The sequence below is a fragment of the Microvirga sp. HS2 genome, assembly GCF_055792805.1.
Map to the genome: position 1 here is coordinate 238,240 of NZ_JBVVAJ010000003.1, position 11,371 is coordinate 249,610.

At 62.5% G+C, this 11,371-nt stretch carries 9 protein-coding genes and 1 tRNA gene; 7 read left to right on the forward strand and 3 right to left on the reverse strand.

Features of this window, described 5'->3' with window-relative positions:
- The 6 genes from ACS5Q0_RS04935 (at position 1) to ACS5Q0_RS04960 (ending at position 7,946) form a co-directional block, all read left to right on the forward strand.
- Positions 1-465, forward strand: coding sequence for a Tat pathway signal protein (locus ACS5Q0_RS04935; RefSeq protein ID WP_473125485.1), 465 nt, complete (start codon positions 1-3; stop codon positions 463-465).
- 10 nt (positions 466-475) lie between these two features.
- A complete protein-coding gene (locus ACS5Q0_RS04940; protein ID WP_473125486.1) occupies positions 476-1,162 on the forward strand; it encodes a MotA/TolQ/ExbB proton channel family protein in 687 nt (228 codons plus the stop codon).
- Positions 1,162-1,605, forward strand: a complete 444-nt coding sequence (locus tag ACS5Q0_RS04945; protein ID WP_473125487.1) for an ExbD/TolR family protein — start codon at positions 1,162-1,164, stop codon at positions 1,603-1,605. Before ACS5Q0_RS04940 ends, ACS5Q0_RS04945 begins: the two co-directional genes overlap by 1 nt.
- 39 nt (positions 1,606-1,644) lie before the next feature.
- Entirely contained in the window at positions 1,645-2,475 is an 831-nt protein-coding gene (locus ACS5Q0_RS04950; RefSeq protein ID WP_473125488.1) for a TonB family protein, read from the forward strand.
- A 232-nt stretch (positions 2,476-2,707) separates the two neighbouring features.
- The gene (locus ACS5Q0_RS04955) at positions 2,708-4,948 is read left to right on the forward strand and encodes a PAS domain-containing sensor histidine kinase (RefSeq protein ID WP_473125489.1); all 2,241 of its coding nucleotides are present in this window, start codon (positions 2,708-2,710) and stop codon (positions 4,946-4,948) included.
- A 298-nt stretch (positions 4,949-5,246) separates the two neighbouring features.
- Positions 5,247-7,946 carry an AMP-binding protein gene (locus ACS5Q0_RS04960; protein WP_473125490.1) on the forward strand — a complete coding sequence of 900 codons (2,700 nt, stop codon included), beginning with the start codon at positions 5,247-5,249 and terminating at the stop codon, positions 7,944-7,946.
- 166 nt (positions 7,947-8,112) lie between these two features.
- Here ACS5Q0_RS04960 and ACS5Q0_RS04965 read toward each other — a convergent pair.
- Positions 8,113-8,189 (reverse strand) — tRNA-Arg (locus ACS5Q0_RS04965).
- A 263-nt stretch (positions 8,190-8,452) separates the two neighbouring features.
- A complete protein-coding gene (locus ACS5Q0_RS04970; RefSeq protein WP_473125491.1) occupies positions 8,453-9,046 on the reverse strand; it encodes a hypothetical protein in 594 nt (197 codons plus the stop codon).
- Between the two features lie 146 nt (positions 9,047-9,192).
- Here ACS5Q0_RS04970 and ACS5Q0_RS04975 point away from each other — a divergent pair, with 146 nt between their 5' ends.
- Positions 9,193-9,405, forward strand: coding sequence for a sugar phosphorylase (locus ACS5Q0_RS04975; protein ID WP_473125492.1), 213 nt, complete (start codon positions 9,193-9,195; stop codon positions 9,403-9,405).
- Between the two features lie 79 nt (positions 9,406-9,484).
- On the opposite strand, the gene ACS5Q0_RS04980 is transcribed toward ACS5Q0_RS04975, so the two are convergent.
- On the reverse strand, positions 9,485-10,240 hold the full coding sequence (locus tag ACS5Q0_RS04980; protein WP_473125493.1) for an outer membrane protein: 756 nt from the start codon (positions 10,238-10,240) through the stop codon (positions 9,485-9,487).
- Positions 10,241-11,371 lie beyond the last annotated feature (1,131 nt).

The following is an 11,371-nucleotide window of genomic DNA, read 5'->3' on the forward strand; positions in this document are numbered from 1 at the left end:
ATGCGCTGGAACAGGCGGAATGCCCTGAAGTCGGTCATCGAGGGCGCGGCCTGCCTCTCCGCGATCATCTCTTTCAGCGCCATGAGTATCGCTCAGGAAGCCGCGACAATCGTCGCGCCCCTGCGCATCGAGCTGAACAAGATCGAGGCGGCCGGAGAAAACTGCCGCACCTATTTCCTGATCGGCAACCGGCGTCAGGAAGCCTGGCGCTCCCTCAAGCTCGATCTTTTCGCCATCGACAAGGGCGGCGTCGCCGTCAAGCGGCTTGCCGTGGAAATGGGTCCTGTGCCGGCCGGCAAGACGCTCATCAAGCTCTTCGACTTCCCAGACCTGAGTTGCCCCCAGATCGGGAGCGTCCTCCTCAACGACGTCGTGGCCTGCGACGGCGCGACCGCGTCACGAGAGGAGTGCCTCGCTGCGATCGAAATGGCGTCGAAGATCGAAGCCGTCACCTTTGCCAAGTGAGGACCGCACCATGGATCAGATTGCCGCCGCTCCATCGCATGATCTTTCCTTCCTGAGCCTGTTTCTGCAGGCGGATCCCATCGTCAAAGGAGTGATGATCCTGCTCGTTCTCGCATCCCTGGGCTGCTGGACCATCATTCTGGACAAGGGCCTGCGCTTCATGACCATTCGCCGCCAGGCCCGCGCCTTCGAGCTGGCCGCCCGCACGAGCGGCAAGCTCGATCCGCAGACGCCAGGCACCAACGGGCGCATCGTGGCGGCGGGCTACGAGGCATGGCGCGATCAGGACCCCTCGGAAACCCGCGCGGAGCGCCGCGAGCGGATCGAGCGCGCCATGCGCGCGGCGCTTTCCGGGGATCTGAGGCAACTTCAGACCGGCCTCGCATTCCTTGCGACCACCGGTTCGGCTGCTCCCTTCATCGGTCTGTTCGGCACGGTCTGGGGCATCATGAACTCGTTCTCGGCCATCGCTTCGAGCCAGGACACGAGCCTCTCCGTGGTCGCTCCGGGCATTGCGGAAGCTCTCTTCGCCACCGCCATCGGGCTCGTGGCGGCCATTCCCGCCGTGATCGCCTACAACAAGCTCACGACCGATCTCGGGCGCCTTCAACAATCCTTCGCAGCGGGCATCGCAGCGCTCGGCGACCGCCTGGCGCGCGACCGCCAGCTTCACGTCCGGTCGGAGGCGGCCGAATAATGGGCATGGGACCGCTCCGCACGACGGATTCCGGGGACGAGTTCACCGCAGCCCCCCTGTCCGAGATCAACGTCACGCCCATGGTCGACGTGATGCTCGTGCTGCTGATCATCTTCATGGTCGCGGCGCCCCTCATGACGGTCGGCGTTCCGGTGCAACTGCCGAAGACCGCCGCACCGAAGGTTTCGCAGCCGAAGCAGCCCGTCGTCGTCACCATCGACGCTCAGGGTCAGCCTTTCCTCGACAAGGAGCCGCTGGCCGCCGATGCCGTCATGCCTCGTCTGCGGGAGCTTGCTGGCGCCGATCCCACGCAAGTGGTTCTGGTGCGCGGAGACACGGCCGTGCCTTACGGGCGCATCGTCGAAATCGTGGGCCAGATCAACGCGGCGGGCTTTCAGAAAGTCTCGCTGATCGCGCAGGCCCCCAGTGGGTCCACTCGGTAAGCGGCCGCCTTTCTCATGTTTGCACAGAGCATAGGATCGATGCGGGAATCGGGCCGCGTGGGAGTGGCGTTTCTGACGGCGCTTGCCCTCCATGCGGGGGTTCTGCTGGCGGCGACGCTTTGGCGGTCGCAGGACACCACGCATCCGCCCGGCGAGCAACAGATCACGATTGATCTTGCTCCCGCCATGGAGATCATCGACTCGGTCGCACCCGCCGAAGTCTCCGCGCCGGAGGTCCCGCCGGTCGAGGCCGAGGCGCTGCCCATTGAGGACAGGACCGAGGACACTTCCCTGGAGATGACGGAGGCGGCGCAGGCCGAGGCCGAGCCTGTGGAGGAGAGCCTCGCACCCGACGCCGTGCCGGCCCTGGATCCCTCGGATGCCGTTATCGCCCAGCCGGTCGAGGCGGCGCCTGCGCCGAAACCCGTGAAGTCCGCGCCGAAGGAGGTGGCCCGCAAGCTCCCGCCCAAGCCCCGCCGCGTAACGGCCGAGCGCAGCCCGCCGCCCGCAAATCCTCGCCAGGGACAGGCATCGTCCTCTCGCGAGAACATGCAAGGGGCGGCCGCGTCGGCGGACCTGACGGTGCTCAACCGCTATAAGGCGCGTCTGGCGGCTGCCCTTCGCAACCGCCTCCGCTATCCCCATGCGGCGCGAAGCCAGGGCATCTCAGGAGTCGCGACCATCCAGGTCTTCATGGATCGCTCCGGGCGGATCGCCAGCGCCGCCATCGTCCGCAGCGCCGGTCATCCCATGCTCGACGACGCCGCACTGGCGGCGGCACGTCCGGGCTCATCCCTTCCCGCAGCGCCGGATTCTCTCCCGCAGCAGCAATTCACCTTGGCGGTGCCACTGCGCTTCGACGTTCGTTGAGTGAGAGCCCCAAGGCCTCCAGAGGCTACCACCCTGCTCCGTTTCAAGGCCTTCTTTCCCTCGTGAGGTGAACACACTGGCCCTGGTCTGTTCCTGAGCGCTTTAGGCCCGGCTCGATATAGCCAGATTTGTTGTATCGTTATATAAAGCGGATTCACAATGAGTCCGGAGTGATCATGGCTCAACCAGATTCACTCCTGTCATCTGAATGGCAATGACGTCTGGATCGGCCGTGACCCTAAACTCTTACGAGCGCGTAGACGACGAGAGCGCGATCGGCGCTGAACCGGCGGCGTCTGAGATGCGCGGGACGCCTTCAGGGCGCAGTACAGCGGAGACGTGCCTCGCCGACATGCTCGAAGGAATGGGCGACGCCTTTTGCGCCCTCGATCGGAATTGGCGCTCCATTTATGTCAACCGAGCCGCCGAAGCCTATTGCGGCACGCCGCGGGACGCGATTCTGGGAAAGGTGATCTGGGAGGCTGTCCCTTGGACCGATGGATCCGATCTGAGAACCCGCTGCGTGCAGGTTCTCGAGACAGGCATCCCCGCCACGTTCACGACGGCATCCACCCGGCTTCCGGACAGGATCTGCGAGGTCCGCCTATTCCGATATGGCGACGGCCTTGGAGTCCAATTCAGGGACAAGACCGGCGAAAGCCGGGCGGAAGAGGCTCTGCGCCATAGCGAGACCCGGCTGCGCCTGGCCATCAATGCGGGTCGCCTTGCTGTCTGGGAATACGATGTCGTGGGGAGGATTCTTCACCCCTCGCGGGAGCTCCGAGTGCTCCTGGGATTTCGCCCCGACCAGGACCTCACCACCCAGGAGCTCCAGAGCCGCTACAATCCGGAGGATCGGGAACGCCTTCATGCCATCGCCGAGGAGGCAGTCTCTCGCGGCGAAAGGCACTTCGACGCCGAATTCCGGTTCTGCTGCGGGGACGGCGTGTGGAGGTGGTTCCTCCTGCGGGCGGAGATCCTCTTCGAGAAGGCCATGCCGGTCCGGATTCTCGGCGTGCTCCTGGACATCACGGATCGCAAAGCGGTGGAGGATGCTCTTCGCGAGAGCGAAGCAAGGCTGATGGCCGTGGCCGATAACATCCCGCTGACGATGATCTACCAGATCGTGAGCTCCCGAGACGGGACCCAGCGCAAGTTCGTCTATATCTCGCGCAGCTGCCTGCCCGTGAACGGCGTGGCGCCGGAAGACGTCCTGATGGACCCATCCCTGCTCTACAAGCTGGTTCTGCCCGAATACGTCTCAGTGCTCGCAGCGGCGGAAATTGCGGCTCTGCGCGATCTGAAGCCGCTGGATGTCGAGATCGCCATCCGGCATGCCCAAAGCGGCGAAATCCGCTGGTGCCGGCTCATCTGGGCCCCGCGCCTCTCATCCGAGGACGAAGTGATCTGGGACGGGGTGCAGATCGATGTGACCGAGCATAGACGCGCCGAGGACGCGGTCAGAGCCAGCGAAGAGCGCCTCAGGCGATTGCTGGAGCGCATGCCTGTCGGTGTGACCCTGGCGAGAATTCCATCGGGTGAAATTCTCTTCCAGAACGCGATGGCCGTCGACCTTCTCGGGCAGAGGACGGCGTTCATTCAGGATCCGGGAGAGGCAAGGTTCGAAGCATTGCGTGGCAACGAGTCTTTCGGCGAGGGAAAGGAAATTATCACGCAGGCCATCCTGTGCGGGGAATGCGTGGATCAGGATGAGGTCATCTATCACCGGGCGGACGGTCGGGCCATCAGCCTCGTTGTCAATTCCACACCGGTCGAAGGCATCGGCAACGAAACCCTGGCCATGAGCACGTTCTACGACGTCACGGAGCGAACCCGCGCCGAGGAGCACCAACGCCTGCTGATCAACGAGCTGAACCATCGCGTCAAAAACACCCTCGCGACGGTCCAGTCGCTCGCCGCCCAAAGCCTCCGCGAGGTCCGGCTGTCCGACGAAGGAGCGGCGCTCGCCGCAAAGAGCGCATTCGAGGAGCGTCTCTTCGCGCTGGCCAGGGCTCACGACATTCTGACGCGGGAAAACTGGGACACGGTCAGCCTCGCCGACCTTCTCAGGCAGGCGATCGCTCCCTATCAGGGGAGAATGACAGGCTGCGATCCTTTCCAATTGTCGGGCGCGGACATCCGCCTGCCACCTCAAACCGCGCTCAGCCTTTCCATGGCCTTTCACGAACTCAGCACCAATGCCGTCAAACACGGTGCCTTGAGCAGGCCTAGGGGGCGCGTCGGGATTACTTGGACCGAGCGCCTGTCCGCAGATCGTTCATTCCTTACGATCCGCTGGGAGGAGCACGATGGTCCTGTCGTATCGCCGCCTCTCCGCAGCGGCTTCGGGACCCGCCTGCTCGAGCGCGGTCTGGCCCGCGAATTGAACGGCGAAGTTCGCCTTTGCTATGAACCCACGGGCGTCGTCTGCTGCATCGATTTTCCCTTGAGCTCCTCTCCCAAGCCCTCGTGATCCGGCTGCCCAATCGAGAGCACGGCGAGAGGCCGCTTGGCCTGCGCTGTCGAAGGCGAATGCGTCGCGGACGCAACTGGAACCATAAGCCTGAGGACGAGCGAACCGGCCGGGTCCAAGGGAGCCTCATGCAGGATCGGACGACGACGCACTCCATGCTCCTGTGAAATGATCATAGCCTTTTGGGGTGGCGATCATCTCTTTGGAAGTATCCCCAGAAGAAAACCTTGCCCTAGGACGTTCTTCACGTATCCGTGATCTGCCGCGTGCATGCGTGTAACCTTCAAGGACGGCCTCGGTGACAAGCGAAAACCACAACCTGCAGGCCGCCCTGGCGTCCTCTACCCTATCTCAATCGAGTGGCGTGGCTGCCGCGAAGACGCAGCTTACATTGCGCCAAGTCATTAGCGGTTTTGCCGCCCTGCAACCACATAATCCGGCCATTCTCGCCCCGGGCTTGGCCCCCTTGAGCTACCTCGACCTGCAAAGCCAGATCGACGAGATCCATAGACAATTGCGTGAAGGCGGCCTGTCCCACCACGCCCGGGTCGGAGTGCTGCTGCCGAACGGGCCGGAGGCAGTCCTCACCATTGTCGCCGTTGCCTGTACGGCCGTGGCAGTGCCGCTCGATCCAAGGCAAACAACCGCCGAATTCGATCGCCTCATCGAGGCCCTGCGATTGAATGCGCTCTTGATGCTGCAAGGCGGCAGCCCCGAACTGCGGCTTGCGGCAGAGCGGCGCAAAGTTGCCATCATCGAGGTTTCCCCCAAAGGAGGTGGCCAGCTCGGTCTGGAGCTGAACGTTCCGGCTTCGCTCGCCTCCCCGATCGATGACGAGCCTACGCCCTACGACCCGGCCTTCATCCTGCAGAGCTCCGGAACGACCGCGCGCCAGAAGCTGATCCCGTTCAGTCACGCCAATATGCTGGCAGCGGCGGCCCGGCTCCAGGCTTGGTTCGGGCTGACGCCCCAGGACCGCTGCCTCAGCGTATCGCCACCCTACTACTCGCACGGCCTGAAGGTGACGGCGTTTACGCCCCTGCTCACCGGCGGGAGCATCGCACTTCCATCCGATGCCTCCGCAGTCGATCTGACAGAGTGGTTCGAGCGACTCCGTCCGACCTGGTACTCGGCAGGGCCAACGCTCCACCGTGCCGTGCTGGACAGGGCCAAAACGATGGCGAATGTCGCGACGAGGCATACCCTGCGGTTCATTACGTCGGGCGGCGCGCCACTTCCCCAGGCCGTGCGCGAGGAGCTGGAGGCGATCCTGAAGGTGCCGGTCCTGGAGCATTACGGCTCCAGTGAAGCCGCGCAGATCGCCGCCAATCTCCCGCCACCGGGCCCGAACAAGCCGGGGACCTGTGGCATGCCATGGCCAGGAACCGTTGCCATCGTCGATGAAGAGGGGCGTCCGCTGCCGCACGGCGAGCAAGGTGAGGTTTGGGTCCGCGGCCCCACGGTGGCGGCCGGCTATCTCGATGATCCCGAACTCAACCAGCGCGCTTTCGTTGACGGCTGGCTGCGCACGGGCGACCTCGGCAGCGTCGACGAGGACGGCTTCTTCTCCCTCCATGGGCGTATGACGGAATTGATCAATCGCGGCGGCGAGAAAGTCTCGCCCGTTGAGATCGATCATGCGCTCCTGCGCCATCCGGCGGTGGCGGAAGCAGCAGCCTTCGCGGTCTCCCACCCCCGTTACGGTGAGGATGTCGCGGCGGCCGTCGTGCTCCATCCCGGCGCATCCGCTACGCCGTCGAACCTGCGCCAGTTCCTTGAAGACAAACTGACGCCCTACAAGATTCCACGCAACATCCTCATCCTGGAACATTTGCCGAAGGGCATAACGGGCAAGGTTCAGCGCCGGCACCTGGCGAGCATTCTCGCAGCAAACCTGGATGCGGCCAAAGGCTCCCATGCTCCGTCCCTCGGCGCGCATATTCAGCAGATCGAACGCGAATTGCTGGGAATATGGCGAAAGGTGCTGAGGCTAGAGAGCTTGACGATCGATGACGACTTCTTCGAGCGCGGCGGCGACTCCCTGTTGGCCATCGAGATGCTGCTGGAGGCTGAGAAAACGATAGGCCACCCGCTTCCAGCCTCACTCCTGTTTCAGGGGGAAACCATCCGCCTCCTCGCGCCGAAGATCGCCCAGCAGGCCAGCCTCCCTGAAGGGCCTTGCGCTGTCTTCAACGCCGAGGGGAGCCAGCCTCCGCTGTTCTTCTTCCTCCATGGCGATCTGGACATGGGCAGCCTGCTGGTCCGCAGGCTGGTGCATCTGCTGCCCCCGGATCAGCCCATCGTCCTGATCGAGCCCCATGGCTCGCGCGGAGAGCCTGCTCCTCAATCGATCGAGGCAATGGCGGCGGATCGCCTGAAGCTGATTCTCGAGCGGCAACCCGCCGGACCATACCGGATCATCGGTTCGTGCAAGGGAGCACTGGTCGCGTTTGAAGTGGCTCATCTTTTGACGCGGGCGGGCCGAAGGGTCGAGTTCATGGGACTGGTCGATGTCCCCACCACCAGCGCGCACACGTTCCAGCGCCTCATCCTCTCGCTGGTCGACCATGTCACGCCCTCTGCTGGCTTGGCATGGGTCTACGAGCAGCTGAACCGGTATGAGAAGCTGCCGAAGATACCTTGGAAACAGCGACTGAACAAAGCGAAGTCACTGATGGCCAAAATTCGCGACGGCGTCGACATTCCATGGTCCGCGCTCAACGAAATCTACACGCCGATCATGGCGCGCTACAGGCCTCGTCCTTTCGCCGCACCGGTGGTCTTCTACGCAGCGGAATTCGACGGACGTAGATGGCGTCGGCTCAGCCCCGACCTTGCGGTCGTTCAGCTGCCAGGCGAGCACAATTCCTGCGTCTCAGTGGGGGCCGAAGTCCTGGCGGAAGATCTGCGACGGCGGTTCGGCGCTCTTTCCCGACGGGGCCCGGCCGCAGCGAACAATGCCAGGTTGCTCCCTTTGGCCCCAAAGGACGAGCGCTGAACTGAACCGTCCTGCTTTTCGATGACGGCAATGGAGGCTTTCCGAGTGGATGCCATGGCCATGCTCGAGCGCTATCTCCGACAGCATAAAGCCGAGCCTTGTCGACAGCACCTGCCGCAGCCGTTCCAGTAAACAGCCAATGCCAATTGCGACGCCCGAGAAGGGCTGGCGATCCCGGGAAGACTCGAACTTCCGACCTTCGGTTTAGGAAACCGCTGCTCTGTCCTGCTGAGCTACGGGACCGCACTCGGGTTCAGATAGCACGGTCATTCCCAAGCGACCAGATCTTTGTGGCGGAATGCCCTCTACGGGAGACCCGGTGTCCGGGCTGGCGGCATGCTGCTCAACTCTGCCCGGCAGTACGCTCGGCCCTCTGCCCAAAAGCCGCCTGCATCGAGGCGACAGGCGTCACCGCCTCGATGGACCGAGGGGCAGGCCTTGAGGCGCCCTGGGACGAAGCCGAGGAGCCGCCGTGCACCGGTCGCCGACACGGCGGGATCGGGACGTCAGCGATTTGTGGCCTCCGGCATGTGAACCGGGAGCATGAGGTGCTCGTAGGGCGTGTCCGGCCACATGACATAGGGCTGCGACGTGTCGGGCTTCGGGGTCCTGGGATAGCCTTCCATCATCCCCTTGGCCCCCACGATCATGACATGCGGACCCGTTTCGATCCAATTGTTGTTAGCCTCGGGCTTTTGGGCATAAGGGTCGGTATTGCTGGCATCCGTGCCGCCCGAGAGCATGTAGAGGAAGCCGACCTTGTTCTGCGGCGGATCCTTCCTCTCGATCCAGGCCTTGGCCCATTCCATGGCATTCTGATCGCCGCACATGGGGTCAGGGCCCGGCGTGCTCGGATTGTCCGGAAGGCACGTGAAGCCGTTGGTGCCCTTCCGCAGGACCCGCGTCTGGCCATTCTCGGAAATGACTACGATGGTCGCATCCTTTGCCACGGCCGGAGGGGCCGCCGCCATGGCGCTCTTGATGAGATCCTCGTCGCTCATGGAGCCTGTCGCATGCTGGTGCTGCGCCGATGCCATGCCGATGCAGGAGAAGGTCGTGATGCTGCACGCAAACCACGCGAGAGTGTGATGCCTTTTCATGGCTCACCTCCTATTGCTGCGCGACCGGCCCGCCCAGTCTACTCCTCTCCGTCGACCCAGAGAATGGCCGATTGAGCGTGAAAGCGCCACGCTTGCCGGAACTCCCTCCCTGCGGATCGGTTTGTGACAGGAACCGGAGGCATTCCATGGCTCAGACCCTGCGCGATTTTCTCAGGAAGGTTGAGAATCTTCCCCCCGACACCCTGCTCTGCGTTGCGGAGGTGGACGAGGCTTTTGCCACCCATGTGGAAGAGTTCGAGGTCGTCGAGAACGCCAAGCGGCAGAGCAAAAGATCCGAAGGGCTGGAAGCCGTCGAGCTCGGCAACGGAAATCAGACGGTCGTGGTGATCCGCTGGTAGCGGATCAACCCTGCTCGACCACGCATTGGTCCCGCAGCAGGGGCTGCGGGCCAAGGCTGAAGCGAGGACGCCGACATCCTCACCTGAAGGTATAGCGGACGCCCATCCGGACTTCGTGTGCGCCGATCGAACCCACATCGACCCCGGTGCCATCCCCGTAGGAGCGCGTTTTCACATCCCCGAGGTTGACATAGCGGTAGCCGAGATCGAGCGTGAAGTTCGACGACATCTGGTATCCCAAGCCCGCCATGAGCGCCCAGGCGAAGTTGAAGGCATCACCGCCGGCAAAACGCTCCGACACCTCGTCTCCCGTCACCGGATCATAGGTCGTCAGCACATGGTGGGAGAGCACGTTGTGCGCTATTCCGATACCGGCGCCGACATAGGGCGTAAAGCCCATGACGGGCCTGAAATCCAGATAACCGTTCACCATGAAGGTTGAGGTTTCGAACGCCGCCCGATCCATCATCGGTGCCGCGGCAGTGGCAGGGACAATCCCCTTGAAGCGGGCATCGAAGGTATGATCCAGCGTCAAATCCATCCGGACATTCGGATTGAAGCGATACCCCAGGCCGGCACCGACCACAGCGGCATTGCCCAGGTTCTCATGGCTGAAACTGTCGGTGAAAGGTTGGATGGCGAAGTCTGCGTCAGGACGCTTGTAGCCGGCATAGCCGACTTCGCCTCGCAGATACCAGCCGAGGGGGCTCTCCCTCGTGTCCCGCATGACGACCGACGTCGAGGGGAGGAAAGCCCGGGTCAGGTCAGCGGCCGAGGCAGCCGAACCCGTTGCTGCGAAAAGGCCGGTCAAGGCCACGATCCTGATCACATTCATGGAAGTTCTTCTTTACTCAACGAAACACACATGCTGCTGCGACATTGGACAGCAACGTTATGATGTGTCTATTGATGTAAAGAGAACGTTAAGCTTAATGCTCAGGCGCGCAGATTGCTCGAAGGCGAAGCGCTCCCTGCTCGATGTCCAGCGCTTGAAGCCCGGCTGAAGGCAATGTTTTAGGCATTTTCTCTCTCAGTTTGCACAAAAGCCAGGAATGCTTCCGACGCAGGCCTCTTCGCTCAAAAGAAAGAGTTCAGGTCTGGGACGCCTCAGGCGCTCCTAACGAGGTGCCGCGGAGCCATGATCGATGCGAAGCTTGTGCGTTTCAGCAATAGGAAACGTGCAAGATTGCAAATATTGTGACGCGTTATGGCCATTCTCTCGTTACGGAATATTCCTAGGATTTTAATATCGTCCTTTGGGGGTCCTTCTCGGCTAACCCTTCTAAGCGATTGATGCGGCTTAGGCTTTTTCCAAGTCCATTTGTAACGCAATTTAGTTCAAGGTGCATATAAGGCGAGTTTGTAACAAGCACTACACTATTCCAGTCTGCGAGCCGATCTAATCACCTTGGAATCTGGACCTTTTCTGCCGCGTACTTGGCCGAGGGATGCTTGTTTTTAGCCTCGACACATCATAACATTATATCATTGTAATCGCAGAACGATCTCTAAGCGCCGTTGAGCGTGGACCGGCTCACGAAGTCCAAGCCCGCTCGCCGGCTGCATTGCGATCGCCCCCATGCACAAGCACTGGAGAAGACCATGCGTATAGGTCACGCCCCATCTGGTTCGCCCCGCGAAGCCAGGGCAGCCTCTGCGCACACCGCTCGATGCCGCGAAGCCCAGCAACGATGCGGAGTTCTTCCTGCTCGGCAACCTGGAGGTCAGCAGCGACATGCAGCGCCGCTTCATCGATGGAACGGGCGTCGCCGGCCCCTACGGGCATATCGTCAACCTGAAGCCGGAGCAGAGCAATGCCCCCAAGAAAATCGTCAATCGCTAGTCCTTTGCCACAGGGGAGCTGCGGGATGGTTCGAGGGGGTGTAAACTGAGCGGATCTGAGGGAGGGCTCTCCCATGCTCAAGCGCTATCTTGTCGATCTCACCCGCCGCGAGCGCACTGACCT